This window comes from Lamprobacter sp., assembly GCF_034860625.1.
Classification (GTDB): Bacteria; Pseudomonadota; Gammaproteobacteria; order Chromatiales; family Chromatiaceae; genus Lamprobacter.
The window spans coordinates 1-26,677 of record NZ_JAYESN010000064.1; the positions used below are offsets into that span (position 1 = coordinate 1).

A 26,677-nucleotide genomic window follows, 5' to 3' on the forward strand; every position below is an offset into this window, starting at 1 on the left:
CGCAGCAAGCTCGACCAAGAGCCCACCGAGCACGATCCCCAGGCCAAGACCGCTAAAGTGCAAGCCCAACTCGCTGCGGTGCCCATGGCGGATCAACCAATTCAGGATCAGGCCGGAGCCGAGCATCAGCCCGCCAGCGGTGCTAACACCAGCCAGGAAGCGGCTCAGGCCCCAGATCAGCGGCGCATCGGCCATCCAGATCGCGCCTGGCGTCTCGGCAAGCGGTATTGCTGCTGGCATCGCAGCCGGAGATGTCATCCGTGATGCGGATGCAGGTGCCTGCGCCAGCGAGCCGTCGGCGAGCAGCGCCGTGAGTGCCTCTAGCGAGAGCGGCATACCCGCCAGCGGCATCATCGCCGTGGTCAGCACAGCCAACACTAAGCTGATCCGATACAGACGGTCCTTGAGCATCAAATCCTTGAGCCGCGTCACCAGCAGCACGCCGGACAGGTAGCCAAGATAATTCCAGCCCGCCAGCCAGCCGGCGAGCGCATCGCCCATGCCGGTCTGCGGCTGCATGTAGGCCAGCATCGGGGTGTAAGCGAAGCGCGCCACACCCATGGTCAGGATCAGCGCAAAGATGCCTGAGACAAGAACGAACAACGGACGGGGCGACATCATCGACCAGCTCCAAGACTAACAATGCCCGGATGAGGATACCCGGGTACCCGGGTGCTGGACTCCAGAGGCTCCCCCTGAACGTTTGCGACTACCCGCCGGAGGTGCCGCGCAGACGCGCCAGCTCCGCTTCGAGCGCCGCTCGTGCGACCGCCTCGCGCCGGACCTCTGCCAAGGCCTCATCGCGCTCACGACTGGCTCGATCACGCTCGCGACTGACCTGATCACGCTCACGACTGGCCTGATCACGCTCACGACTGGCCTGATCACGCTCGCGACTGGCCTGATCACGCTCACGACTGGCCTCTTCGCGCTCGCGCTCAGCCAGAGCTCGCGCCTGCTCGGCCCGTGCCTGCGCCTGCTCCGCCTGGGTCCATTCCGGCAGCACGAAGTCGCTGTAGATTGGATCGCGACGAATCGCATCCAGGTCTGGCCGGCGGATCAGATCATTGATCCGGAACTGAAAGCCCGGCAGCAGCCGCGAGCGGACCAGACGCTCATCGCCGCTGCCCTCGATCGGCAGCGGGCTGTAGACGCCGCCACGGGTGCGACCGTAGAAGGCCAGGTTGCCGTGCTCGCGGTGCAGCACGTAATACTCGGGTACGCCGCCGGCGGCGTATTCGGCCTTCTTGACCACCAGATCCCGATGGACATAGGCCGGCTTTTCCGTCGACAGGGCCTCGACACAGAGGTCGAAGACGCCATGGTAAGAGCTGTCGGTCAGATCCAGCGCGACCGGATTGCTGTCGAGGACGACCGCCAGGTCTGGCTTGCGGATCACCGTGCCCGATCTGAGCGAGAGCCGAAAGCCCATCTCCAACGCCACCAGCTTGCCGACCGGTTGTAGCCGCAGATAGTGGCGCAACAGCTCCAGGAACCAGAGGTACACCTGAAAGGTCTCGAAATCCGACACCGGCTTCTCCTCTAGGCGGCCGTTATTCCACTCGTAGCTGAGATCAGCGCCGTCGTACCAGTCCTGCCAGTACTCGTCTTCGCTCACCAGCCGGCCGTCAGCGGAGGTCGGCTCGACGCCGGCGAGCTGATCACCTGTGATTGACCATTGAGGCATTCGGACGACCCTCGAGTCGATAAGAGTGCGTTCGATACTAGTCAACGCCGGTCAGTGCCGCAACCGCGTGTAGAGCAGGCGCAGCCTCTGTCAGTGCCGCAACCGCGTGTAGAGCAGGCGCAGCCTCTACCAGTAGCACGCCAGTGAATTCGATCGCCAGTGCAAGAGGAATCACTTCTGTATACTGTCAGCGGTTCCCCCAACAACTGTTTGAACCACGACTGCTGAAGCGCGGCTCCACTTCCCGATCATCCTTCGGCCGGTTGTCGCCACAGCCTTCGCCCCTTGTAGCCAATGGACGCTATCCATGATCTTGCGCTCACTCCTCGTCCTTCTCCTCCTCGCGCTGCTCGGCGGCGGGCTCGCGTTGCTTAAGTACCAACAGATCCAAAAGGAGATGGCGCAGTTCTCGCAGCCGCAGCCCGCATCGACGGTCACCGCGACCGAGGTCAGCTCCTCGAGTTGGCAGCCGCGCTTGCAAGCGGTCGGCAATGTGCAAGCGGTGCAAGGTGTGATGGTCAATAACGAGGTCGCCGGTCAGGTCAAACGCATCCTGTTTGAGTCGGGTGATCAGGTCACAGAAGGCCAGGCCTTGGTGCAGCTGGATACCGAGGTCGACGAGGCCGATCTGGCCGGACTGCGCGCCGCGCTGAATCTGGCTCAGCTGCAGCTCGAGCGTAACCGCCAACTGCTGCGCGACCGCGCCGTCTCTCAGGGGGATGTCGATGCGCTGATCGCCGAGGTGGCCAAGGCCCAGGCGCAGGTGCAGGCCAAGGAGGCACTGATCCGCAAAAAGACCATCTTGGCTCCGTTCGACGGCCAGCTGGGTATTCGCCGCGTCAACCTGGGCCAATTCCTCGATGCAGGCTCGGCAATCGTCGAGCTTGAGGCGCTAGACCCAGTCTATGTCGACTTTTCGCTGCCCGCACGGCAACTCTCCGAGATCGCGGTCGATCAACCCACTGAGGTCGAGGTCATGGCCTATCCGAAGCGCATCTTCGAGGGACGCATCCAAGCGATCAGTCCAGCCGTCAATCGCGAGACCCGCAACATCCAGTTGCGGGCGCAGCTACCGAATCCAGACCGCCTGCTGTTGCCAGGCATGTTCGCCAAGATCGAGATCCTGCTGCCGACGCGCGAGGGGGTGCTGACATTGCCGCGTCAGGCCATCACCTTCAATACCTATGGCGATTCGGTGTTCGTGATCCAGCCCAGCGATGGTGGGCAGGGCTCCGAGCAAGATTCTGGGCAGGACTCCGGACAAGCCTCAGGGCTCGTGGTGCAACGGCGTCAGGTCAAGACCGGTGCCGTGCGCGATCAAGAAGTCGAGATCCTTGAGGGCCTCGAAGAGGGCGAACAGGTCGTGCTTGCTGGACAGGTGAAGCTGCGCAACGGCGCCAGCGTCCAGATCGTCGCGGATGAGGAGCAGGTTGAACCAAGTGCGCCCAAGGCAGCGCCTCCGGAAGCATCAGCAACTGCACCCTCAGAAACCTCAGCGGCTGCGCGTCCAAGCCAAGCCGCCGACGCCGGCAGCGAGGTCTGATGCGATGCGCTTCACCGATCTCTTCGTCCACCGGCCGGTTTTGTCCACTGTGGTCAGCCTGCTGATCCTCATCTTGGGGCTGCGCGCCCTAGCCGGTCTCGAGATCCGCCAATATCCAGAGACCCAGAACACGGTGGTCACCGTCACCACCGCCTACCCAGGCGCGAGCAGCGAGCTGGTCAAGGGCTTCATCACGACGCCACTGCAGCAGGCGATCGCCGAGGCCGATGGCATCGATTACCTGACCGCGACCAGTATCCAGGGCGTCTCGACCATCGAGGCCAACATGCGCCTCAACTACGACCCCAATGCCGCCGTCGCCGAGATCCAGGCCAAGGTCGCGAGCCAGCGCAATGTGCTGCCCGAGGCAGCGCAGAATCCGGTCATCGACTCCACCACCGGTGACTCGACGGCCCTGATGTACCTCGCTTTCTACAGCGAGAAGATGGAGCTACCGCAGATCACCGATTACCTGATTCGCGTGGTCCAGCCGCAGTTGCAAGCGCTCGAAGGCGTTGCCAAGGCCGAGATCTTCGGCAGCCAAACCTTTGCCATGCGGGTCTGGCTCGACCCTGACCGGATGGCCGCGCTCGGCATCAGCGGCGATCAGGTCGCGCAGGTATTGGCAGCGAACAACTACCTCGCCGGCATCGGTCAGATCAAGGGCGAGCGGGTGCAGATCGACCTCTCGACCACCACCGATGTCGGCGATGTTGAGAGCTTCCGGCGCCTGGTGGTGCTCGAAAACGCAGGTACCCTGGTGCGTCTGGAAGACATCGCCGAGGTCGAGCTCGGCGCCGCCAACTACGACTCGGCCACCCTCTACAAGGGCATCCCAGCCATCTTTATCGGCATCGAACAGACGCCGGGCGCCAATCCGCTCAACGTCGCCCAACGGGTGCATGATGCGCTGCCCGGTCTGCGGGCGCAGTTCCCGGAGGGGCTCGAGGCGCATATTCCCTATGACGCCAGCGAGTTCATCCAGGAATCGATCAACGAGGTGTTTAAGACCCTCGCCGAGGCGGTGCTGATCGTGCTGTTCGTGATCTTCCTCTCGCTCGGCTCGCTGCGCGCCGCGATTGTTCCCTCGGTTGCAGTACCGCTGTCGTTGGTCGGCGCCGGCTTTTTGATGCTGCTCGCCGGCTTTTCGATCAACCTGCTGACGCTACTGGCGATGGTGCTGGCGATCGGTATCGTCGTCGACGACGCCATCATCGTGGTCGAAAACGTGCACCGCCATATCGAGATGGGCAAGAGCGGCATCGAGGCGGCGATCGACGCGGCGCGCGAGCTCGCCGGCCCGATCATCGCCATGACCACGACATTGGTCGCGGTCTATGCGCCGATCGGCTTCATGGGCGGGCTGGTCGGCTCCTTGTTCGTCGAGTTTGCCTTCACGCTTGCGGGCGCGGTGCTGATCTCGGGCGTGGTCGCCTTAACGCTGTCGCCGATGATCTCGGCGCGGGTGCTGCGCGCGGGCCAGGAGGCGGGCCGCTTCGAGCAGGCGGTCGAAGGCTTCTTCCAGTGGCTCGCGCGCGTCTACGGCAACGCACTGCATGGCTGGCTGCGCTATCCGGGCGTCACCGTCATCATCGCGGTGGCGGTCATCGCTAGCGTCTATGTCATGTACACGATGACGCAGAAGGAGCTGGCGCCGACCGAGGATCAGAGCATCCTGTTCTTCCAGGCCAGCGCGCCAGAGACCGCGACCGTCGACTACAACCTGCGTTATATCGACCAGATTCTGGAACGATTCGAGGCGATCCCGGAATACCAGGAGAGCTTCATCATCGCCGGTTTCGGCGGTAGCCCAACGACCACCTTTGGTGGCTTCAAGATGGCCCAGCCCTCCGAGCGCGAGCGCTCACAGATGGCGATCCAGCCGGAATTGCAGGGCACCCTCGCCAGTATCCCAGGCTTCCAGACAGTGATCTTTCCGCGTCCCAGCCTACCCTCGCCCGGACGCGGAGTGCCCATCGAGTTCGTCATCTTGTCAGATGCGAGCTACGAGGAGCTCGACCGCCTTGCCGATGCGCTGGTCGGGCAAGCGATGCAGAGCGGACAGTTCATGTTCCTGCAGAAGGACGTCAAGTTCGAGCGCCCGCGCACCATCCTCGAGATCGATCGCGACCTGGCTGGCGATCTCGGCATCGACATGCGCCAGCTCGGGCAGTCGTTGGCGGTGATGCTAAACGAGGACTATGTGAACTGGTTCAGCCTGGAAGGCCGCAGCTATAAGGTGATCCCACAGGTCGACCGGGATGCGCGCAACGCGATCGAGCGCATCCAGTCCTATTACATTCGCACCGGCGGTGGCGAGTTGGTGCCGCTCTCAACGCTGGTCGACATCCGCCAGTCGGTCGAGCCCTCGCAACGCACCCAATTCCAACAGCTGAACGCCGTCACCCTGTCCGGCGTCCCCACGCCTGGTGTCACCCTGGGCGACGCCCTCGCCTCGCTCGAGGACAGCGCCGCCGAACGCTTCCCACGCAACGTGCGCTGGGATTACAAAGGCGAGTCACGCCAGTTCAAGAGCGAGGGCGGCGCGCTGGAGGCAACCTTCTTCCTCTCGATCTTGGTCATCTACCTGGTGCTAGCAGCCCAGTTCGAGAGTTGGCGCGACCCCTTCGTCATCCTGATGTCGGTGCCCTTGACCATCGCCGGGGCCATGGTGTTCCTCTTCCTCGGCTTTGCCAGCATCAACATCTACACTCAGGTCGGCATGATCACGCTGATCGGGCTGATTGCGAAAAACGGCATCCTCATCGTCGAGTTCGCCAACCTGGTGCGCGAGCGCGACGGGCTCGACAAGCGCGAGGCGGTTGAGCAGGCCGCCCGCATCCGGCTGCGCCCGATCTTGATGACCACGGTGGCGATGTTGGTCGCGATGATCCCGCTGCTGCTCGCCACTGGACCCGGTGCTGTCAGTCGCTTCGATATCGGCCTGGTCATCGCCACCGGGCTTGGCATCGGCACCCTGTTCACCCTCTTCGTGGTGCCCGCCATCTATGTGCTGATTGCAGCAAAAGAGGTCAAGCCACAGGGATTCGATGCTGAGCCCGCCATCGACTCCCGATGAGGATCAAGAGCCGACTCGCCATCGCCACAGGGCTGGTCGCGGTTGCAGCGGCGGTGTTCATTGTCATGACGCTGATGGTCACGCACGACCTCTCCGCCGTGGTCGATGATCATCGCCTGACCTGGGAGGTCGACCAGTCGGGCTCGAAACTCCAGACCCTCGGTTACGACTATCTCATCAGCGGCGATGAGCAGGTCTTGCAGCAATGGCGCGCTCGTCATGCCGAGCTCCAATCCCTGCTCGCGCTCCTGTGGCAAGCACGCGGCGTGGAGTCGGCCCTTGTGGAGGGTCTGCTCAGCCATGCCGAGGAGGTCGTGGAGCGGTTCAACGCCTTGGTTTTGGCAAGCGATGGCCTGGCGCGTTATGGCCCGGAACGCGCTGAGCAGGCGCGACAGCACTTCCGCCCCTTTCAACTGGCCTTAACCAGACTCGACTACGACCTCAGGCAGCTCGATCAACGCCATGCCGAGCGTGTCTTGAGCCTCAAGCAGCGCTTACTGAGGGTAGCGCTGATGGGATTGTTGCTCACGATGCTGGCCGTCGGCATCGCGATCCTCTGGCTGAACAGCACCGTACTGCAACCCCTGGCACGCTTGACCAAGGCCATCGACGGGATCGACATCGATGATCTTGACCGGCGCATTGGCCTGGATCGAGACGACGAGGTTGGGCAATTGGCGCGAGCCTTCAATCGACTGCTGTCAAGACTGCGTCACACCATCGCATCGCGCGACCGCATGGAGGCCGAAGCCGGAAGTCGTGCTAGCGCCGAGCGTGACTTGAAACGCTCCAATCAAGAGCTCGAACAATTCGCCTCCGTCGCCTCGCACGACCTTCAGGAGCCGCTGCGCACCATCACCAGCTTCCTGCAGCTCTATCTGCGCCGCTATGGTGAAGATCTCGACCAGACCGCAACCGCGTATCTCAACTTCGCCATCGACGGCGCTCGCCGGATGAAGCTGCTGATCGACGACCTGCTCACCTTCTCGCGCCTGGGAACCCGCGCCCAGGCGTTTGAGTCGGTCGATCTGAACGAGGTCGTCGCCCTGGTCGAGGCCGACCTGGCCAATCGCATCGCCGAGACCGATACCCGCATCGAAACAGCGAGACTCCCCAGGCTGCTCGCCGACCGCAGTCAACTGGCCCAGCTGTTCAGCAACCTGATCCTGAACGCGATTCGCTATCGCAGCAGGGCCGCGCCGCTGATCCGCATTACAGCCAAGCAGATCGAGCCCGGCGAGCGGGCTGTCGACGCAACCGGCGAAGGCGATCCGGAAGGGCCCGAAGCCTGCGCTCCAGCCGATCAGCGAACAGCCACATGGGTGATCTCAGTCGCCGACAACGGCATCGGCATCGAGCCGCAGTATTTCGATCGGATCTTTCAGATCTTCCAGCGCTTGCATACTCGCGCTGAATATCCCGGCACCGGCATTGGCCTGGCGATCTGCCAACGCATCGTCGAGCGTCACGGCGGGCGTATTTGGGTGGCATCAACCCCAGGCAAGGGGTCCGTCTTTTCTTTCAGCTTGCCTGTATACTGATTGGCCAATTCTGCGCTACCCGGTAACGCGCCGTGCCCGACACTGTGACGAAAGGATACGACGCCAAGACACCTCTGCGGCTGCTCCTGGTTGAAGACAGCCCCTCCGATCAGCGCCTCATTGAGGAAATACTCCGCAGCACGGCCATTGTCAGCGAAGCGGTCGACTCATTGGCCAACGCGCGCGCGCGCCTGATCCAGGGCCATGTCGATCTGGTGCTGCTCGATCTTGGTCTACCCGACAGCCAGGGACTCGATGGCTTGAGCCAGCTGCTCGCCGAGACCACGGATATCCCGATCGTGGTGATGACTGGCCTGAGCGATGATGCGCTGGGTTTCGAGGCGCTGCGCATCGGCGCTGAAGACTTCTTGCAGAAGGACTGGATCACCGACGCAGCGCTGATTCAGCGCAGCCTGCGCTTCGCGGTGGAACGTCACCGCCTGCGGGTGCGTGTACAGATTGCCGAGCGCGAACAGGAGACGCTTGCGCTCGGTCGCATCGGCGGCAGCGCTAAGGTCAGCATTAGCGCCAGTGCCTTTGGCTTCAAGCCGCTGCGCGAGAGCGACCCCGACCTGTTCACCGAGATCCGCGACACCTATGGCCAGATCTTGAGCGCGGCGGCCGAGCAGCAGGTCTACCAGGTCGAGCACCCGGTCAGTGAGCGGCTTCGCAAACTCGCTGATCAATTGGGTTTCGTCCGCGCCAGCCCGCGCGACCTGATCGATCTCCACAGTGCCGCCATTCAAGGGTTGACCAAGTCCGTCAGCGCTGCACAGGAACGCCTCCTTGTCAACGAGGGCCGCATCAGAATCCTCGAGCTCATGGGCTACCTGGTCTCCTACTACCGACGCTACTATGTCGGCAGCATGGGCATTCAGACCCGAGGATCGCAATGACGCCGCTCTTGAAGCAAGGCGATGACAAGACGCGAGGATTCACAATGCGCAACTATAAGCTCCGCCTCTACATTACCGGCCACACAGCACAGGCGGAACGCGCCATTGCCAATCTCAAGCATATCTGCGCCGAGGAGCTGCAAGGCCGTTATGAGATGGAGGTGATTGACCTTGTTGAGGACCCAGAAGAAGGTGAGCGCCAGCGCATTGTTGTGACTCCGACGTTGATCAAACAATTACCGCCGCCCCTGCGGCGCATCATCGGCGACCTTTCCGACAAACAACGCGTGCTATCCGGCCTCGATGTCTTGCCGACCTTAGCCGATGACGGAGACGATGCCTCATGAGCAAAGACACTATGCGAACCATCGAAAAGCTGCCCAGCGGCGTACCGGGCCTCGACATCGTCACCGATGGCGGTTTACCAAAGGGGCGAACGACGCTGATCGCAGGCACGGCCGGCAGTGGCAAGACCATCCTTGCTGCACAGTTCTTGGTCGAAGGCGTGCGGCAGTTTAATGAGTCCGGGGTCTTTATTACCTTTGAAGAAAGCGCGACGGATATCCGGCGCAACGTGGCCTCGCTCGGATGGGATATCGAGGCGTTCGAGGCCAGCGGTCGCTGGACCTTTGTCGATGCCTCCCCACAGCCGGGCGAGCCGATGGTGGAGACCGGCGATTACGACCTCGGCGCGCTCATCGTGCGCATCGAGCTCGCGGTGCAACGGGTTGGCGCCTCGCGCGTTGCGCTGGATTCCTTGGGTGCCATCTTCAACCAGTTTCAGAACGCCGGGATCATTCGCAACGAGCTGTTTCGTCTCGCAGTAGCGCTCAAGCAGATGGGCGTCACCGCGGTGATGACGGCCGAGCGCGATGAAGAGTATGGCCGGATCGCCCGCCATGGTGTCGAAGAGTTCGTCACCGATAACGTGATCGTGTTGCGCAATGTGCTCGAGGGAGAGAAACGCCGACGCACCGTCGAGGTACTCAAGTTCCGGGGCGCCACACACCAGAAGGGTGAATATCCCTTTACTGTAATGCCGAATGAAGGGATCGTGGTGATCCCACTGTCGGCCATCAAGCTCAAGCAGCGCTCATCAAGCCTGCGCATCAGTTCCGGCAATAGCGAGCTGGACGCAATGTGCGGCGGCGGCTTTTTCCGTGATTCCATCGTGCTGCTCTCGGGCGCCACGGGCTGCGGCAAGACCCTGATGACGACCGAGTTCATCGCCGGCGGCGTCGAGCGTGGCGAGCGCTGTCTACTGCTCGCCTTCGAGGAGAGCCGGCATCAGTTGATGCGCAATGCCTCAGGCTGGGGTAAGGATTTCGAGGCCTACGAGCAGGCAGGGCTTCTCGAGATCATCGCCACCTATCCAGAATCTTGCGGCCTGGAAGACCATCTGATCGCGATCAAGCGGATGATCGATGAGTTCAATCCGAACCGGGTGGCGGTCGATAGCCTGTCCGCGCTCGAGCGGGTCGCCAACGTCAAAGGCTTTCGCGAGTTCGTCATCGGTCTCACCTCGTTCATCAAGGAGCGGGAGATCGCTGGGCTCTTCACGGTAACGACCAATACCCTGCTTGGCGGCGAATCCGTGACCGATGGACACATCTCCACCATCACGGACTCCATCATCCTGCTGCGCTATGTCGAGATGCTCGGTGAGATGAAGCGCGGACTCACGGTGCTCAAGATGCGTGGCTCGCCGCATGATAAAGATATCCGCGAGTTCAGCATCGACGGCACCGGCATGCATATCGGTCGCGCCTTCCGCAGCATTTCAGGCATCCTCGCCGGTCATCCCCAGCATATTCCACCGCGCGAGTTGGAGCGGATGGAGGCCCTGTTCCAAGACGTACCCCAGGGGTGAATCAGGGCCTCTGAGCAGATCAGCGCTGCGGTGGTCGGGGAAACAGCACCGGCGTGCGCGCTTTGTAGTCGCGATACGCCGGATCATCCCCCCAACGCTCATCGGCACGCGACTCTAGCATCGGGATGCCGCTGACATAGGTGATCAAGACAGAGACAAACAGCGGCGAGATCAGCGTCGCATATTGCCAGCCTGACAGGGCCGGCAGCGCAATCAGCGCGATGCCAACCCAAAGCGTGATCTCACCAAAATAGTTCGGATGCCGAGACCAGGCCCAGAGCCCCGAGTGGATGAAGCGTCCCTTGTTAGCGGGGTCCTGACGGAAGGCTTGCTTCTGCGCATCGGCCAGGGCCTCGATCGCAAAACCGGCCATCCACACCAGGATACCGAGCAGTCCGATCATGCCCAGCGGCGGCGCCGTCTTCGCCGTCATCGCCGCCAGCGCCGCAGCCAGGGTCAAAAAGACCCAGAGTCCCTGCAGCGTCCAGGCCATCAAAAAGCCACTGAAGGAGGGTTTGAGCTCATCAAACCGGCTGTCGCTGCCTGCTTTCTTAACGCGAAGGTAGAGGAAGCTGCCGAGGCGCGCCGCCCAAACCGCGACCAGCGCGACGATCACCAACGACCTCAGATCAAAGCGACCGGTCAACAGGAGCGTACCGATGATGATGCTCAGATAGGTCAGGCTGCCGGTCAGGTCATACCAATGCTCGGTTTGCCGCCGGTAGGACGGCACGAACACGACCCACTGAATCACAAATGCGACCACCGCTGCCAGCGCAAACACTGGCAGACCCGCCAGGCGAATGCCGCCTTGGCTACCCGCCCAAGCGACGACCGCGGCCACCAGCAACGCCGCTAAGATGGCGATCACCGATTCAAGGACTTGCTTCTTCATCATTTGTAGACCTCGCTCGGATCAAACACCTGCACGCCGACATCGGTCACGACACCCTGATCGAGCTTGCGGAAGAAGCAACTGCGCTTGCCGGTGTGGCAGGCCGCTTCCCCGATCTGCTCGACCTTCAGAAGAATCGCGTCACCGTCACAATCGAGATACAGTTCGCGAATCTTCTGCGTATTGCCGCTCTCCTCGCCCTTATGCCAGAGCCTCTGCCGCGAGCGACTCCAATAGACCGCCTCGCCTAGCTCGAGCGTCTTGGCGAGCGATTCCTCATTCATATTGGCCAGCATCAAGATCTCGCCGGTCTCGGCATCTTGAGCGATCGCCGTGATCAGACCATCGCCTTTAGAGAAGTCGACGAGCTGTTTGATTGCTTTGCTCAGTGTCCAGTTTAGTGTCAAGTTCAGTCCCAATGGATGCGATGGCAGCAGGCAAAACGCCCGCCGAGAGTCTGTTTGTCGTCGCCGCGGATCAACCCAGCATGCCCTGTCGAATCACGAACTCGATGATGCTGTCGACACCTTCACCCGCCCGGAGATTGGTCATGACGAAGGGGCGCTCGCCCCGCATGCGCCGGGTATCGCGCTCCATCACCTCCAACGAGGCGCCGACATGGGGCGCCAGGTCAATCTTGTTGATGACCAGCAGATCGGAGCGCGTAATGCCGGGACCGCCCTTGCGCGGAATCTTCTCGCCCTCGGCAACGTCGATCACATAGAGACTGAGGTCGGCAAGCTCGGGACTAAAGGTGGCGGCCAAGTTATCGCCGCCACTCTCGATAAAGATCAGGTCAAGCTGCGGAAAGCGCTGCTGCAGATCCGCCACTGCGGTCAGGTTCATCGAGGCATCTTCGCGGATCGCGGTATGCGGACAGCCGCCGGTCTCGACGCCGATGATGCGCTCAGCCGGCAACGCCTGGCTGCGGATCAGGAACTCGGCATCCTCGCGGGTATAGATGTCGTTCGTGACCACGGCGATCTCATAGCGATCGCGCAGTCGCTTACACAGGGCGTCCAGCAGCGCGGTCTTGCCGGAGCCGACCGGGCCGCCGACGCCGACCCGCAGTGGATTGTTGGATTCGATGCTCATGGGTGAACAGGTTCTTTAGGTGTCGGAGACGGATGACGTCAGGGGATAGCGCCTCGCCAGTGAGCCTGCGGCAAGACTGCCAATCAAGACGCCGGCCGAGTTCAAGCCAATATCCCACAACGAAGCGTAGCGACCGGGAACCAATAGCTGCGCCGATTCCAACAAGATCCCGAGAGCCGTCACCAGTGCCGCGGCCCAGAGGATCGGCCGCTGGCCAGGCTCGAATGCCGCGGCCCAACACAGCGCCAGCAGCGCATAGAGCACAAGGTGCATCGTATTCTGCAACACGGATGGGACGGACGCGACGATCAGCAGCAGTTTGGCATCATCCTCGGCGGGATAGCCAGGCAGTAACGAGAGCAGGATCACCGCAGCCGTTAAGCACAGACTCACCGCGACGCGGAATGGAATCGACTGTAGTAGCCTCACGAGTCCTCTCATGAGTCCTCTCATGAACGGAAAAGGCGCGTATATTGGGTTTCGTGCCGGCTGCTTGCAATCGCCAACGCCGCTGAACTGGCGCCGATCTCAGCATCCTCAACCAACCAAGCACGCTCGATCGCGCCTGGGATCTGCTCGGCGAGCTGCAGCAGCAGACGCTGTCCGGCGGTTTGCCCGAGCGGGATCAATTTGATCCCCGCCAGCGTCAGATGCTCGGCCCAGGACCAAGCATAACCCAGCAGCGCATCCTTGGGCTCGATGCTCCATGCGGTTGCGGCGAAGGCAAAACCCGCAAGCTGGCAGCCTGAGAGCAGGGGTCGTTGGTCAAGGTGAAGGTTATCCAACAACCCGAGCAAGCCGAGCAGATCGGCTAGCGCGCGCCCGCGCCCAGCTTCCTCGGCGCGAAGCTCGGCGGTCTCGCGCAGCGCTTGAAGCTCGTCGATCCAGTGTTGCATCTGCAGCCAATCGCCGGCGCCAGCAGCCCTGATCATCCGCAGTAGGATCGGCAGATCCGTCAGGGTCAGGGCCAACAGCAGCTGATCCGAGAGCCAATCCTGAAGGCCCTGTTCAGTATCGACCCAGCCAGCCTCAACCGCCCATTCCAAACCTTGAGAGTAAGCGAAGGCGCCAACCGGCAGCGACGGACTCACCAACTGCAGCAGCCGCAGCAAGCCCAAGGCCCCCTCAGTCGGTCTGGCCATGCCGATGCCTCGCTTGGCCCTGCCCCTGACTCGGTTCTGGCCCCGGCCCCTGCCCTCGTTTCTCATCAGCGTCGCTGTCGCGCGCTACGTCGCCGTGGCTGTGGACAACACCCCCATAGGCGCCTGGCTCTGGCTCAAAGGGCGCCTGCTCGGTGGTCACCGCAAGCCCTAGACCACGCACCATCGCGTCCAGTACATGGTCGTGCAGCCAGCACAGCCGCCCTGACTCGATCTGCAGCGCCACATGCCGATTGCCGAGATGATAAGCGGCGCGCGCCAGCAGCAGCGGGTCCTCAGCCTCGGTGCATGAGAGGGGCTCGGCAGCGGCTTGAATCCGAATCAGCTCGTCTTGCGCATCCGCCAACAGGTCACCATCCTGCAGGGTCTCGCCGCGCGGCAGCAGGATGCCAACCTCGCGGCCATCGTCGAGCCGGGCGCGCAAACGCGAGCGAGAGCGCTGCTCGTAGGTCAGCGACAGCTGGCCTGTCACCGTCTCTCTGGTCTCAGTCGTCAGGGACTCGTGCGCGGTCTTGGTCGCCATGCGACGCACCAAGCGCAGCGGCAGCGCGGCGCTCTTCATCATTCAGCAGGCATCATCATGCAGCGGGCGCCTGGCATCCTGGCTCAGAACAGGAAGTACCGCTGCGCCATCGGCAGCAGGTCAGCCGGCTCACAGGTCAGCAGTTCGCCATCGGCGCGCACCTCATAGGTTTGCGGATCGACCTCGATCTTAGGCTGCCAAAAGTTGTGGATCATGTCGATCTTGCGCACCTGACGCACATCGCGCACCACGCCGATGCGCCGTCTCAGGTTCAGGCGCTGCGGCTCGCCGGCCTGCAATCCCCACTGCGAGATAAAGGTCATGCAGGTCTCGCCCAGAGCGCCGCCGAACGCACCGAACATGGGTCGATAATGGACCGGCTGCGGCGTCGGAATCGAGCCATTGGGATCACCCATGGGCGCCATCGCGATCATCCCACCCTTGAGAATCAGACTCGGCTTGGTGCCGAAGAAGGCCGGCTTCCAGAGCACCAGGTCGGCCAGCTTGCCGACCTCGATCGAGCCGACCTCATGGGCGATGCCATGGGTGATCGCCGGGTTGATGGTGTATTTGGCGATATAGCGCTTAGCGCGATAGTTGTCGTTATCGCCGCGGTCGACCAGGCCCGCCCAATCAGGCGCGCTCAGATGGCCGCGCTGCACCTTCATCTTGTGCGCGGTCTGCCAGGTGCGGGTGATCACCTCGCCGACTCGGCCCATCGCCTGCGAGTCGGAGGCAATCATCGAAAAAGCCCCGAGATCGTGCAGGATATCCTCGGCGGCGATGGTCTCGCGACGGATGCGCGACTCGGCAAAGGCAACATCCTCAGGGATCGATGGGGACAGGTGATGGCAGACCATCAGCATGTCCAGATGCTCATCGACCGTGTTCACCGTGTACGGCCGGGTCGGATTAGTCGAGGACGGCAGCACATTCGCCAGCCCAGCGGCCTTGATGATATCCGGCGCATGGCCGCCGCCGGCACCCTCGGTGTGATAAGTATGGATGCAGCGGTCCTTGAAGGCGGCGATCGTGTCCTCGACAAAGCCTGACTCGTTCAGGGTGTCGGTATGAATCGCGACCTGAACGTCCATCTTCTCAGCAACGCCAAGGGCGCAATCGATCGAGGCCGGAGTCGTGCCCCAGTCCTCGTGCAATTTTAGACCCATGGCCCCACAGCGCACCTGCTCCTCCAGCGCATTCGGCTGGCTGCCATTGCCCTTGCCGAGCAACCCAATGTTTACCGGCAGGCCTTCAGCGGCCTGCAGCATCCGCCGAATGTTCCAGGGCCCAGGTGTACAGGTCGTCGCCAAGCTGCCGGAGGCCGGACCGGTGCCACCACCGAGCAGCGTGGTCACGCCGGAGGCCAGCGCCTCCTCGGCCTGCTGTGGGCAGATGAAATGGACATGGGCGTCGATCCCCCCAGCGGTGAGGATGCGGCCTTCACCAGCGATGATCTCAGTGCTCGGGCCAATCGCCACATCAATCCCGTGCTGAGTATCCGGGTTGCCGGCCCGCCCGATCGCAGCAATCCGTCCGCTCTTGATACCGACATCGGCCTTGACCACGCCCCAAAAGTCGAGGATCAAGGCGTTGGTGATGACCAGATCCATGACCTCGTCGGACTGACGCTGGCACTGCCCCATGCCGTCGCGGATGACCTTGCCACCACCGAACTTGACCTCGTCGCCGTAGTGCGTCAGATCTTCTTCGACCTCGATGATCAGGTCGGTATCGGCCAGACGGAGCTTGTCGCCCGCGGTTGGACCGTACATCGATGCATAGGCCTGCCGGCTGATCATGCTCATGCCTTGGTCTCCTGCTCGCCTGATTCGTCGGCCCCGTCGTCGGAGTCGATCAGCGGCTCTGGATCGAGCGGACCCATGACTTCGCCGCGAAATCCATAGACGATGCGATCCCCGACATAGGGTACCAAGGTCACGGTGCGGGACTGGCCCGGCTCGAAGCGGACCGCGGTGCCGGCGGGGATGTCCAGTCGATGACCACGGGTTGGGCCGCGATCGAAGCGTAGTGCGGGGTTGGTCTCGAAGAAATGGTAATGAGAACCGACCTGGATAGGCCGATCGCCGGTGTTCGCAACCTCGACCGGCAACGGAAGCCGGCCGGCGTTGAGCTCGATCTCGCCAGCGGCTGGAAAGAGTTCGCCTGGAATCATGCTGCGATCCTCAAGATGGGTGAACGGGCTAGACGATCGGATCGTGAACGGTGACCAGCTTGGTGCCGTCCGGGAAGGTCGCCTCCACCTGCACGTCTGGAATCATCTCTGGGATGCCATCCATCACATCCTCTCGGCTTAGCAGGGTCCGGCCGTAGTCCATCAGCTCCGCGACCGTGCGGCCATCGCGCGCACCCTCGAGGATAGCGCAGCTGATGAAGGCCACGGCCTCCGGATAGTTCAACTTCAGCCCTCTCGCCTTTCGCCTTTCGGCCAGCAGGCCGGCCGTGAAGAGGAGCAACTTATCTTTTTCGCGGGGATTCAGCTCCATGATCGACGCCTCATCGAGTCGCGGATGGAAAGTCGGGAGTTTACGCCAGCAGCGCCCACCAATACAGCATCGATCGAAAGGGTCAGACCCCTGCTGACTGGGCCGATTGGGCACGCACTCGCAATCGCCTAGGTTGCCCAGATACGGGGCGAGGCGGCCTCCAGCCCAAGCAGGTGCGGACGCAGGCAGCGCCAGATGGCACGAAAATGGTGCATCACCGGCTCGACCTTCGACGCGAGCACTCGCACCACCAAGAGATCATCGAGCAGCGTGAGGCCGAGCGCGAATCCCGGCGGCGCGGCACCCGGCTGTGTGGCACCCCGCTGTGTGGCACCCAGCGGCGTGGCACCTGACTGCATGGCCACTAGCGCGCGCGCCGCATCCAGGTCCGCCGCCGTCGCGTTGGTTGCGATCAGCGTTGCCGTGATTGGTAGACCGCGCAGACTGCTGGCTCCGTCCAGCCCAAACTGCAGCGGTCGCTCCAGATCCAGTCGCAGACGCTCGCTCAGCAGCGGCTTGCCGTCGCGCTCGATGCGCAGCCTGAACGCCGCGCAGCCCTGATCGAAGCGCTCGCCGATCGCCGGTCGCCCGAGACTGAGGATCTCCCAGCCGATCAGGCGCGCGCTGCCCCGCAGGGCGATGCGAGCCTGCAGGTCAAGGCGCGCCCCCGGAAACAGGATCGACTCCTGCGGGAGCCATTCAAGCACCCCGCCATCCTCGACCTCGAACTGCTGATGCTGTTGGGCCAAAGCACCGGCGCTGCGGTAAAACTTGGCCGCACCAGGCGTGGTCAGCAGCGCATGGGCACCGGCTGCAACCTGCGCCTCAATCTCAAGCCGATCACCTCCGACCACGCCGCCCGGCGGATGCAGCAGGTAGAGATGACAGGCCGCCGCTTCGGGATAGAAGGCCCGTTGCACCGTCAAAGGTCCCCGCTGCTGCTTTTGCGCCAAGACAGTGCGCTCGCCGCGCGCCTCGAACCGTAATGCGATACGCGCCCCCCATCCTGTCGCTGGCTGCGCAGACATCAGACGGTCAGATACTCACGCACCAGATCGTCACCAAGCTCCGTCATCAGGCCTTCGGCCTTGAGCCGGCCGCGGTCGAGAATCGCGAAGCGATCGCCAACGCGGCGTGCAAACGGCAGCTTTTGCTCGACCAGGATCAGGGTCAGGCCCAGCTGCTCCATCAAACGGCGGACGATGTCGCCAATCTCATGCACGATGTTCGGCTGAATACCCTCCGTCGGCTCGTCCAGGATCAAGAGCTTCGGATCGATCACCAGCGCGCGTCCGATCGCCAGCTGCTGCTGTTGACCACCGGAGAGATCGCCACCCCGGCGCCCGCGCATCTGATCCAGCACCGGGAACAGATCGAAGATGAAGTCTGGAATCTGGCGGCTGCGATCGGCGCGCGCCGGCAATCCAATACGCAGATTCTCCTCGACTGTCAGCAAGGGAAAGATCTGTCGTCCCTGCGGCACATAGCCGATGCCGAGCCCAGCCCGGCGTTCAGCCGGCAGACGCGCAAGATCCTGTCCCTGAAAATGCAGGCTGCCAGAGCGCAGTGGTCGCAGCCCCATGATGCAGTCCATCAGCGTGGTTTTCCCAACCCCGTTGCGGCCCATCACACAGGTGCATTGCCCTTCTGGGAAGGTCAGCGACAGATCCCAGAGGGTATGGCTCTCGCCGTAAAACTGGTTGAGCGTATCGATCTGTAACATCAGACTGTCCAAGGGTTCAAAACGGCGTTCTAGGCTCCGCGCTCGGATACGCAAATATCACGCCATCCTTCCGGCTGCTTCCGAGCCCTCCTCGAACAGGGCGCCGGGGTGAACGCTTTTGCGCATCCTCTTCACTGCAGCGCCTCCTGTGCGGCCTCGAGGGCCTCCCAGCGCTCATAACAGGCCTGCAGCTCGGCCTCGACCTCGGCCAGCCGCGCTTGGGTCTTGGTGACCTCCGCGGGCGGCCCTTGATAAAGCGCCGGATCACCAAGCCGCGCATGAAGCTGTTCGACCTCGGCCTCGAGCGCCTCGATCTGCTGCGGCAATTGCTCCAGCGCACGTTGATCCTTGTAACTGAGCTTGCCGGGCGACTTAGTGCGACCGGCTGAGGCCGATCGCCCAGCCCCCCCGCCCTGCGCCCCCGCGGACTTCGACCTGGGCTTAGGCTGGCCTGTCGATGCCCCCTTGACCCCAGGGATCATCGACGCCTCGCGGCGGCGAGCACGCTGCCGCTGCCAGTCCGAGTAGCCACCGACGTACTCCTGCACCCGGCCATCACCCTCGAGCACCAAGCTGGATGTGACCACATTGTCTAACAGATCGCGATCGTGGCTGACCAAGAGCAAGGTGCCGTCAAACTCGTTGAGCAGTTCCTCGAGCAGGTCCAGCGTCTCGGCATCCAGATCATTGGTCGGCTCGTCGAGCACCAGCAGGTTGGCCGGCTGGGTGAACAGCTTGGCGAGCAAAAGCCGGTTGCGCTCGCCACCGGAGAGGGCCGAAACCGGTTGCTGCACCCGGTCTGCCGCAAACAAGAAGTCTTTGAGATAGGAGATCACGTGCAGACTGCGCCCACCAATCTCGATCTTGTCGCTACCACCAGCCACGTTATCGCGCACACTGCGCGTTGGATCAAGCTGCGCGCGAAGCTGATCGAAATAGGCCACCTTGAGGTTGGTACCGAGCCGGATCTGACCCGAGTCTGGCTGCAGCTGGCCTAGCAAGAGCTTGAGCAGGGTCGATTTGCCGGCGCCATTGGGGCCGATGATGCCGACCCGATCCCCGCGCAGAATCAGCGTGCTCAGCCCCTGAATCGTCGGCGGCCTTGCCGCGTCCGCTTGATAGGAGAAGGTCACATCCTGCGCCTCGACCACTAACTTGCCACTGCGCTCGCCCGCATCAATACTCAGGCGCGCCTGCCCCGGACCCTCACGCCGCTCGCGCCGCTCCTCACGCAGCGCTTGCAGCGCCCGCACTCGGCCTTCGTTACGTGTGCGCCGCGCCTTGATGCCTTGGCGAATCCAGACCTCCTCCTCGGCTAGGCGCTTATCGAAGCGCTCGCGCTCCTTGGCCTCGGCATGCAGGCGCTCCTCGCGCCGGCGCAGATAGTGATCGTAGTCGCCGGGCCAATCGGTGAGCTGGCCGCGGTCAAGCTCCAGGATGCGGGTGGCCAGGTTGCGCAGGAAACGTCGGTCGTGGGTGATGAACAGCAGCGAGCCCTGAAAGCCGAGCATCAGCTCTTCGAGCCATTCGATGGTCTCGATGTCCAGATGGTTGGTCGGCTCGTCGAGGAGCAACAGATCGGGCTCGCTGATCAGCGCTCGCGCCAGCATCACCCGCCGCCGCAGTCCGCCGGAGAGGGTCGCATAAACAGCCTCGGCATCGAGCCCCAGCCGCGAGATCACCCGTTCTGCCCGCTGTTCGATCTCCCAGCCAGCTTCCGATTCGAGCGCCTGCTGCACAGCAGCCAAGCGCGCCAAGTCGCGTTCGGAGGCCGCAGCGCCCTGCTCGGCTAAGCGATGGCTCAAATGATGATACTCAGCGACCAGTCGCCCCAGCTCGCCGAGACCAGCGGCAACCACCTCTAACACCAGATGCTCATCGCCCAGCGGCGCCTCCTGGGCCAGCCGCGCCACGCGCAAGCTATCGCTGCGCCAAACCGAACCGACATCGGGCTGGATCTCGCCATCGATGAGCTTCAGCAAGGTGCTCTTGCCGGTGCCGTTGCGACCAATCAGACAGACGCGCTCGGCCGGGTCGATCTCAAGGTCGACCCCATCGAGCAGGGGTGGATGGCCGTAGGAGAGCGTGACAGCACGCAGCGAGAGCAGAGACATGGATGTGGGGAGCCTGGTCAGCCTAAGGTTGAAAAGGAAGAGAATGCATCATACTGAGCTATTCAGCTCGACGTGAGCGCAACCTAAGCGCTATTGTGCAGCGCAAAATCCTGTACACTGACAGATCACCCGTCATCCGTCATTGACAGTCAGCTGATAAAGATTAGGGGCATGGTCAGATCCGTGACACTGCGTGAGGCTTGGGCCGGCGAGGCCGACTGCCGGAATTGCACGCTACGAGCATCGGTCTTGTTCGCCGGGCTCGCCGAGCAGGACTTCGACCGTATCCACGACCCGATCGATCAGTACGAACTGAAACCAGGCACCGCCCTCTATCAGGCAGGCGATGTCGGCGATCACATGTTCACCGTCCGTAGCGGCTCCCTCAAGCTGGTGCAATTCCTGCCTGACGGCAGCCAGCGCATCGTGCGCATTGCGCGCGGAACCGACGTCCTCGGACTCGAGGCCCTGCTCGGCAATGCCTATCAACACGATGCCGTGGCCCTGTCTCCCACCGAGATCTGTCGTTTCCCGACCCGGGTGGTCAAGACCCTGAGCAAAGACAACCCAGGCCTGCACGAAGAACTGATGCAGCGCTGGCAACGCGCTCTCAGCGAGGCCGACGCCTGGCTGACCGAACTCTCGACCGGCTCCGCTCGGCAGCGCGTCGCGCGCTTGCTTCTGCGTCTGGTGCGCGATCGCGAATCCAGCGAGTGTCAACTGTTTGGGCGAGAAGACATGGGGGCCATGCTCGGGATCACGACCGAAACAGCCAGCCGCACCATTGCGAGCTTCAAGCGCGAAAGCCTGATCGTCGAGTCGCGGACCAACCGGTTCTTGCTCGATATCCCCAACCTGAAGCGCATCGCTGAGGATTAGCAGCCTCTCTTCTCGACCTACTCGCGGTCGCTCAGGCCGCTTCCGCGGACTAGGCCCCGCCGCGCGGTCAATGACAGCTTTCAATGTTGCCGTTAGGCACAGTCGCTAAGCTGCGCGAATCACGCGAAAGAAGACCGCACCATGAAGCAAACCCTGCTCAACGAACGTTACCCGCTTTTTGTGCTCAGACTTGATCGCACCGAGATCCGATTAAACAGCATCGATGCGATCTGCAGCTATTTCCGCAGCTGTGTCGAATCCCATCCCTGCGGCCAGTTTATCGCCATCTTCGATCATTACGCCCACACCTGTGCCCTGCCCGACGGCAAGATCGACAACGAGATCCGGGCGGCAAAGAATGTGCTCTTTTGTTTCGGTCTGTCGTTGCCGAGCCCAGAGATCCTCGGCCTCAGACCGCGCTCGATCGGCATCGCCGAGCTCGATCATCAGTTCGTGATCAGCTTTATGGAGGCGCCGATGCCAATCGCCAACGCGGCGATGGAAGACTGGGCGCTCGGCTTGCGGCGGATGGGCGCCGAGACACAGCCCGCATAGGCTAACCTGCACCCCAGACCCAATACCATCCAGCACAGCTCGAGACTCCCAACCCATGCGCATCGCCGTCACCAGCCAGAACTTCAAGACCATCACCGGCCATGCCGGCAAGAGCCGCCGCTTCCTTATCTACGATCTTGAGCCCGGCAGCGCGCCCGTCGAGATCGAACGGCTCGATCTGCCGAAGGCGCTTTCGCTGCACGAATACCACGGCGAAGACCACCCGCTCTACCAGCGCCAGCTCAACGCCATCTTGACCGGCGGCGCCGGGGGCCCCTTCGTCCAGCGGATGAACCGTGAAGGCATCGAGGTCATCACCACATCCGAGACCGATATCGCCACAGCCCTCAGCGCAGTGGCTGGCGGCCAAGAGCTACCGCCGGCAGCACCTCACGAGCATTAGCTCAGCTTGTCCCAGCCCTCGCCGCAGACCTTAGCTATCGCCGCTCAAACTGGTCACCGCACAGAATCGACTGTAAAGCCCAATGACCATCGAGCCCGACAGAGCTGAAGATCAGCGACGAGATGTGGTGGATGCCGACGTCCGCGATGGTCGGCCTCTAGAAGTCTGTTATCGGACTCGGAGTTCCAACGATGCTAGATAGCGCAATGGTCGAACTCTCGCGGTGGCAATTTGCCATCACCGCGATGTATCACTTTCTCTTCGTCCCGCTGACCCTTGGGCTCAGCTGGATGCTGGTGATCATGGAAAGTGTCTACGTGATGACCGGACGTCAGATCTATAAGGACATGACCAAGTTCTGGGGCAAGCTGTTCGGCATCAATTTTGCCCTCGGCGTCACCACCGGCCTGACCATGGAGTTCCAGTTCGGCACCAACTGGGCCTACTACTCCCATTATGTCGGCGACGTCTTCGGCGCGCCGTTGGCCATCGAGGGCCTGATGGCCTTCTTCCTCGAATCGACCTTCATCGGCCTGTTCTTCCTCGGCTGGGAGCGCCTCAGCAAGCGCCAGCATCTGGCCGTCACCTTCCTGGTCGCTGTCGGTTCAAGCCTGTCGGCGATGTGGATCTTGATCGCCAATGGCTGGATGCAGCATCCGGTCGGCTCCGAGTTCAGCTTCGAAACCATGCGCATGGAGATGGTCAGCTTCAGCGAGGTGCTATTCAACCCGGTCGCGCAGGTCAAATTCGTGCACACCGTGGCGGCAGGCTATGTCACCGCGGCCATGTTCGTTGCCGGCATCAGTGCCTACTACATGCTCAAGGGGCGTGATCTCGCCTTCGCCAAGCGCTCGTTCTCGGTCGCGATGGGCTTCGGCCTCGCGTCGATCCTGTCGGTGATCCTGCTCGGCGACGAATCCGGCTACGAGGTCGGCGACGTGCAGAAGGTCAAGCTTGCCGCGATCGAGGCCGAGTGGCACACCGAGCCGGCGCCAGCCGCCTTCACCGCCTATGGCCGGCCGAGCAATGAGGACGAGGAGACCCACGACGCGATCAAGATCCCCTGGCTGATGGGCCTGATCGCAACCCGCTCGCTCAATCAAGAGGTCACCGGGCTGAAAGAGCTGATGGTCGAGCACGAGATCCGTATCCGCTCCGGCATGATCGCCTACGACTACCTGCAGCGGCTACGCAACGGTCAGGACACCGAAGGTAACCGCGCCATGTTCAAAGACCACATGGACGATCTCGGTTACGGACTGCTGCTCAAGGCCTACATCGACAACCCGGCCGAGGCCACCGAGGAGCAGATCCAGAGGGCGGTCAAGGACTCGATCCCGGAGGTCGCGCCGCTGTTCTGGGCCTTCCGCGTCATGGTTGCCGCTGGCTTCTGGATGTTGCTGCTGTTCGTGCTCGGCTTCTACTTCAACGCCAAGCGCCAGGTGCAGGATAAGCGTTGGCTGCTGCGCGCCTTCCTCTTCAGCATCCCGGTGCCCTGGATCGCCGCCGAGACCGGCTGGTTCGTGGCCGAGTTTGGCCGCCAGCCTTGGGCGATTGGTGAGGTGCTACCGACCTCGGTTGCGGCCTCGAGCCTGACCGCGAACGATCTGCTCATCAGCCTCAGCGCCTTCATCATCTTCTATACAGCGCTGTTCATCATCGAGATGTTCCTGATGTTCAAGTTTGGTCGTCAGGGGCCAAGCTCACTGCATACCGGTAAGTATCACTTCGAGAAGCTCGAGAAACAGCAGGCAGCAACGACGACAACCGAGACCGACCCAAGCGGCGCTGGCGCACCCTCAGCCAGCGCACCCGCCCATCGGCACCTGGGAGATGGCGCATGATCATCGACTACGAAGTCCTGAAACTGATCTGGTGGGTGCTGGTCGGTGTGCTCTTCATCGGCTTTGCCGTCACCGACGGCATGGATATGGGCGTCGGCACCCTGCTGCCTTTCCTCGGTAAGGGTGACGACGAGCGCCGCGTCATCATCAACACCGTCGGCCCGCACTGGGACGGCAACCAGGTCTGGCTGATCACCGCTGGCGGCGCCATCTTCGCCGCCTGGCCGCTGGTCTATGCGACGGCGTTCAGCGGCTTCTACTTCGCCATGCTGTTGGCCTTGTTCGCACTCTTCTTCCGGCCGGTTGGCTTCGATTACCGCAGCAAGATCGAAAACAAGACCTGGCGCAACGCCTGGGACTGGGGGTTGTTCATCGGCGGTGCGGTGCCGGCGCTGGTGTTCGGCATCGCTTTTGGCAACCTGTTGCAGGGTGTGCCCTTTCACTTGGATGAACTGCTGCGGCCTTACTACACCGGCAGTTTCTTCGGCCTGCTCAACCCCTTCGCGCTGCTCGCCGGACTCATCAGCCTCGGCATGTTGACCATGCACGGCGCCATCTGGCTGCAGTTGCGCACCAGCGAGCCGATCGCGTCGCGCGCCAAGGATTGGGCGAAGATTGTCGGGCTGGCCACCATTGCGGCCTTCGCGCTGGCCGGGATCTGGCTGACGCTCGGCGTCGATGGCTTCAAGGTGGTGAGCATGCCGCCGCTGGATGCGACGCCCAACCCGCTGACCAAGGAGGTCATCGTTGACCCTTACGGCTGGCTGACCAACTACCGGCAGTACCCCTGGACCCTCCTGTTCCCGACCCTCGGCTTCGCTGGGCTCGGACTTGCCATCTCGCTGTCGATGCGCGATCGGGCTGGGCTGGGGCTGATCATGAGCGGGCTCGGCATCACCGGCATCATCATGACCGCTGGCGCCGCCATGTTCCCGTTCATCATGCCCTCGAGCAGCAACCCGAACAGCAGCCTGATCGCCTGGGATTCCACCTCCAGTCATCTCACGCTGACGGTGATGTTCTGGGCCGCGGTCATCTTCATCCCGATCATCCTCACCTACACCACCTGGACCTATGTCAAGATGTGGCGTCGGATCACGGTTGAGGAGATTCGCGCCCAGGACAAGCTGGCCTATTAGCCTGCGCTAGTCGCCTAAGTCGCCTAAGTCGCCTAAGTCGCCTAAGTCGCCTAAGTCGCCTAAGTGTCGCCCTAGTCGTCTAAGTCTCTTAGACGCCAAGGCAGAGTCGCCTGATCTGCCACCATCCAAGCGCCAGCCATGAGCTGGCGCCGCCCATCCTGATTCGGAGCAGCAACGCATGTGGTACTTCACCTGGATTCTCGGCGTGTTACTCGCCGTCGCCTTTGGCATCATCAACGTCTTGTGGTACGAGTCGTCGCAGTGTTTGGGTGGCGCCGGAGACGACCCCCAAGAGGACGATCTGCCGGCTTGACCCATCAACGCCGGAGATATGCTTTTGATTGTCGAAAAACGGATGCATCGCCGTGAAGCCTAACCTGCAGGACTACCAACCCCGCCCGAACCTGCTCGAGGACCGCGTAATCCTCATCACCGGCGCCGCCGAAGGCATCGGCAAGACACTGGCGCTCGCCGCGGCTCGCCACGGCGCCACCGTGATCCTCAGCGGCTTCCGCGAGAAGGCGCTCGAGTCGGTCTACGATGCGATCACCGCCGAGGGCTCGCCCGAGCCTGCCAGCCTGCCGCTCGACCTCGACAAGGCCGATGAGCCACTGATGCTCGGCATCGCGACCACGCTCGGTGATGAGTTCGGCCGGCTCGACGGGCTGGTGCACACGGCCCAGTACATCCCCTTCCTGAGCCGCATCGATGACTACGACGCCGAGCAGTGGAACAAGGTGCTGCGCATCAATCTGACCGCGCCCTTCCTGCTCACCCAAGCCTGCTTGCCGCTGTTGCGCGCCGCGGAAGCCGCCTCGGTCCTGTTTCAATCCGATCGCGTCGGTCGCCGCGCGCTCGCCTACTGGGGCGCCTTCGCCGCCGCCATGGCCGGCATCGAGGCACTGATGCAGACGCTCGCTGAGGAGACCGAGAACAGCAGCCGCATCCGCGTCAATACCATTGATCCCGGCGCGGTTCGCACCGCGCAACGGCGTGAGCTCTATCCGGCTGAAGACCCGAACCACCTGCCAACGGCCGAGAGCATCACCCCGGCCTATCTCTACCTGCTCGGCCCCGATTCACGCGGTGTGACAGGCCAGGCATTCAGCGCACAATCTGCGCCAGCCAGCGCCGCAGCCCCAGAATGAACGCGCAACCTTTGCAAACAGGACAGCAGGCAACATCCGCTGAGTCGCTGTCGACGTTGACGGTTGAAGCCGTCGC

Annotated in this window: 27 protein-coding genes; 13 read left to right on the forward strand and 14 right to left on the reverse strand. The window is 62.6% G+C overall.

Translation table 11 applies throughout. From position 1 onward, the window contains the following. The coding region (locus VBE63_RS15950; protein ID WP_323684020.1) for a YbfB/YjiJ family MFS transporter at positions 1–621 on the reverse strand (621 nt) is incomplete at its 3' end. Between the two features lie 88 nt (positions 622–709). After that, positions 710–1,687, reverse strand: coding sequence for a Uma2 family endonuclease (locus tag VBE63_RS15955; RefSeq protein ID WP_323684021.1), 978 nt, complete (start codon positions 1,685–1,687; stop codon positions 710–712). Positions 1,688–1,994: 307 nt separating this feature from the next. Between VBE63_RS15955 and VBE63_RS15960 the strand changes: the two genes are divergently transcribed. Genes VBE63_RS15960 through kaiC form a run of 6 tightly spaced genes read left to right on the forward strand, consistent with a single transcriptional unit; the run spans position 1,995 to position 10,616 of the window. Further along, entirely contained in the window at positions 1,995–3,230 is a 1,236-nt protein-coding gene (locus tag VBE63_RS15960) for an efflux RND transporter periplasmic adaptor subunit (protein WP_323684022.1), read from the forward strand. A gap of 4 nt (positions 3,231–3,234) precedes the next feature. Continuing rightward, a complete protein-coding gene (locus tag VBE63_RS15965) occupies positions 3,235–6,309 on the forward strand; it encodes an efflux RND transporter permease subunit (RefSeq protein WP_323684023.1) in 3,075 nt (1,024 codons plus the stop codon). Further along, complete coding sequence (locus VBE63_RS15970) at positions 6,306–7,850, forward strand: sensor histidine kinase (RefSeq protein ID WP_323684024.1); 1,545 nt, start codon at positions 6,306–6,308, stop codon at positions 7,848–7,850. Before VBE63_RS15965 ends, VBE63_RS15970 begins: the two co-directional genes overlap by 4 nt. Before the next feature lie 32 nt (positions 7,851–7,882). Then, entirely contained in the window at positions 7,883–8,746 is an 864-nt protein-coding gene (locus tag VBE63_RS15975) for a response regulator (protein ID WP_323684025.1), read from the forward strand. Between the two features lie 44 nt (positions 8,747–8,790). Beyond that, complete coding sequence (locus VBE63_RS15980) at positions 8,791–9,093, forward strand: circadian clock KaiB family protein (RefSeq protein WP_323684026.1); 303 nt, start codon at positions 8,791–8,793, stop codon at positions 9,091–9,093. Beyond that, positions 9,090–10,616: a circadian clock protein KaiC gene (gene kaiC / locus VBE63_RS15985; protein ID WP_323684027.1), complete on the forward strand. Its 1,527-nt coding sequence runs from the start codon at positions 9,090–9,092 to the stop codon at positions 10,614–10,616. The genes VBE63_RS15980 and kaiC overlap by 4 nt, the downstream gene beginning before the upstream one ends. Positions 10,617–10,635: 19 nt before the next feature. On the opposite strand, the gene VBE63_RS15990 is transcribed toward kaiC, so the two are convergent. The 12 genes from VBE63_RS15990 to VBE63_RS16045 all read right to left on the reverse strand — a co-directional run bounded on the left by VBE63_RS15990 (position 10,636) and on the right by VBE63_RS16045 (position 20,633). Continuing rightward, positions 10,636–11,514, reverse strand: coding sequence for a DUF1295 domain-containing protein (locus VBE63_RS15990; protein WP_323684028.1), 879 nt, complete (start codon positions 11,512–11,514; stop codon positions 10,636–10,638). After that, positions 11,511–11,888 carry a phosphoribosyl-AMP cyclohydrolase gene (gene hisI, locus VBE63_RS15995; protein ID WP_416274571.1) on the reverse strand — a complete coding sequence of 126 codons (378 nt, stop codon included), beginning with the start codon at positions 11,886–11,888 and terminating at the stop codon, positions 11,511–11,513. Before hisI ends, VBE63_RS15990 begins: the two co-directional genes overlap by 4 nt. Before the next feature lie 100 nt (positions 11,889–11,988). Beyond that, the gene (gene ureG / locus VBE63_RS16000) at positions 11,989–12,606 is read right to left on the reverse strand and encodes an urease accessory protein UreG (protein WP_323684029.1); all 618 of its coding nucleotides are present in this window, start codon (positions 12,604–12,606) and stop codon (positions 11,989–11,991) included. 15 nt (positions 12,607–12,621) lie between these two features. Further along, entirely contained in the window at positions 12,622–13,035 is a 414-nt protein-coding gene (locus VBE63_RS16005) for a VanZ family protein (RefSeq protein ID WP_323684030.1), read from the reverse strand. Positions 13,036–13,055: 20 nt separating this feature from the next. After that, the gene (locus VBE63_RS16010) at positions 13,056–13,748 is read right to left on the reverse strand and encodes an urease accessory protein UreF (RefSeq protein WP_323684031.1); all 693 of its coding nucleotides are present in this window, start codon (positions 13,746–13,748) and stop codon (positions 13,056–13,058) included. Then, positions 13,732–14,331, reverse strand: a complete 600-nt coding sequence (gene ureE, locus VBE63_RS16015; RefSeq protein WP_416274570.1) for an urease accessory protein UreE — start codon at positions 14,329–14,331, stop codon at positions 13,732–13,734. Before ureE ends, VBE63_RS16010 begins: the two co-directional genes overlap by 17 nt. A 41-nt stretch (positions 14,332–14,372) precedes the next feature. After that, positions 14,373–16,097 carry an urease subunit alpha gene (gene ureC / locus VBE63_RS16020; protein WP_323684032.1) on the reverse strand — a complete coding sequence of 575 codons (1,725 nt, stop codon included), beginning with the start codon at positions 16,095–16,097 and terminating at the stop codon, positions 14,373–14,375. Continuing rightward, a complete protein-coding gene (locus VBE63_RS16025; RefSeq protein WP_323684033.1) occupies positions 16,094–16,465 on the reverse strand; it encodes an urease subunit beta in 372 nt (123 codons plus the stop codon). The genes ureC and VBE63_RS16025 overlap by 4 nt, the downstream gene beginning before the upstream one ends. A gap of 28 nt (positions 16,466–16,493) precedes the next feature. Further along, on the reverse strand, positions 16,494–16,796 hold the full coding sequence (gene ureA / locus VBE63_RS16030) for an urease subunit gamma (protein ID WP_323684034.1): 303 nt from the start codon (positions 16,794–16,796) through the stop codon (positions 16,494–16,496). A 128-nt stretch (positions 16,797–16,924) separates the two neighbouring features. Beyond that, on the reverse strand, positions 16,925–17,824 hold the full coding sequence (locus tag VBE63_RS16035; protein ID WP_323684035.1) for an urease accessory protein UreD: 900 nt from the start codon (positions 17,822–17,824) through the stop codon (positions 16,925–16,927). After that, positions 17,824–18,519 carry an urea ABC transporter ATP-binding subunit UrtE gene (gene urtE, locus VBE63_RS16040; RefSeq protein WP_323684036.1) on the reverse strand — a complete coding sequence of 232 codons (696 nt, stop codon included), beginning with the start codon at positions 18,517–18,519 and terminating at the stop codon, positions 17,824–17,826. Before urtE ends, VBE63_RS16035 begins: the two co-directional genes overlap by 1 nt. 131 nt (positions 18,520–18,650) lie before the next feature. Further along, on the reverse strand, positions 18,651–20,633 hold the full coding sequence (locus VBE63_RS16045) for an ATP-binding cassette domain-containing protein (RefSeq protein ID WP_323684037.1): 1,983 nt from the start codon (positions 20,631–20,633) through the stop codon (positions 18,651–18,653). A 171-nt stretch (positions 20,634–20,804) separates the two neighbouring features. On the opposite strand from VBE63_RS16045, the gene VBE63_RS16050 reads away from it, so the two are divergent. From VBE63_RS16050 to VBE63_RS16080, 7 genes are all read left to right on the forward strand, one after another. Next, positions 20,805–21,512: a Crp/Fnr family transcriptional regulator gene (locus tag VBE63_RS16050; RefSeq protein WP_323684038.1), complete on the forward strand. Its 708-nt coding sequence runs from the start codon at positions 20,805–20,807 to the stop codon at positions 21,510–21,512. 141 nt (positions 21,513–21,653) lie between these two features. Continuing rightward, entirely contained in the window at positions 21,654–22,067 is a 414-nt protein-coding gene (locus tag VBE63_RS16055) for a DUF6858 family protein (RefSeq protein WP_323684039.1), read from the forward strand. A 55-nt stretch (positions 22,068–22,122) separates the two neighbouring features. Beyond that, complete coding sequence (locus VBE63_RS16060) at positions 22,123–22,470, forward strand: NifB/NifX family molybdenum-iron cluster-binding protein (protein ID WP_323684040.1); 348 nt, start codon at positions 22,123–22,125, stop codon at positions 22,468–22,470. A 191-nt stretch (positions 22,471–22,661) separates the two neighbouring features. Beyond that, the gene (locus tag VBE63_RS16065) at positions 22,662–24,314 is read left to right on the forward strand and encodes a cytochrome ubiquinol oxidase subunit I (RefSeq protein ID WP_323684041.1); all 1,653 of its coding nucleotides are present in this window, start codon (positions 22,662–22,664) and stop codon (positions 24,312–24,314) included. Further along, positions 24,311–25,453: a cytochrome d ubiquinol oxidase subunit II gene (gene cydB, locus VBE63_RS16070; protein ID WP_323684042.1), complete on the forward strand. Its 1,143-nt coding sequence runs from the start codon at positions 24,311–24,313 to the stop codon at positions 25,451–25,453. Before VBE63_RS16065 ends, cydB begins: the two co-directional genes overlap by 4 nt. Positions 25,454–25,631: 178 nt before the next feature. After that, positions 25,632–25,766, forward strand: a complete 135-nt coding sequence (cydX, locus tag VBE63_RS16075) for a cytochrome bd-I oxidase subunit CydX (RefSeq protein ID WP_323684043.1) — start codon at positions 25,632–25,634, stop codon at positions 25,764–25,766. Positions 25,767–25,818: 52 nt separating this feature from the next. Beyond that, entirely contained in the window at positions 25,819–26,601 is a 783-nt protein-coding gene (locus tag VBE63_RS16080) for a YciK family oxidoreductase (protein WP_323684044.1), read from the forward strand. Positions 26,602–26,677 lie beyond the last annotated feature (76 nt).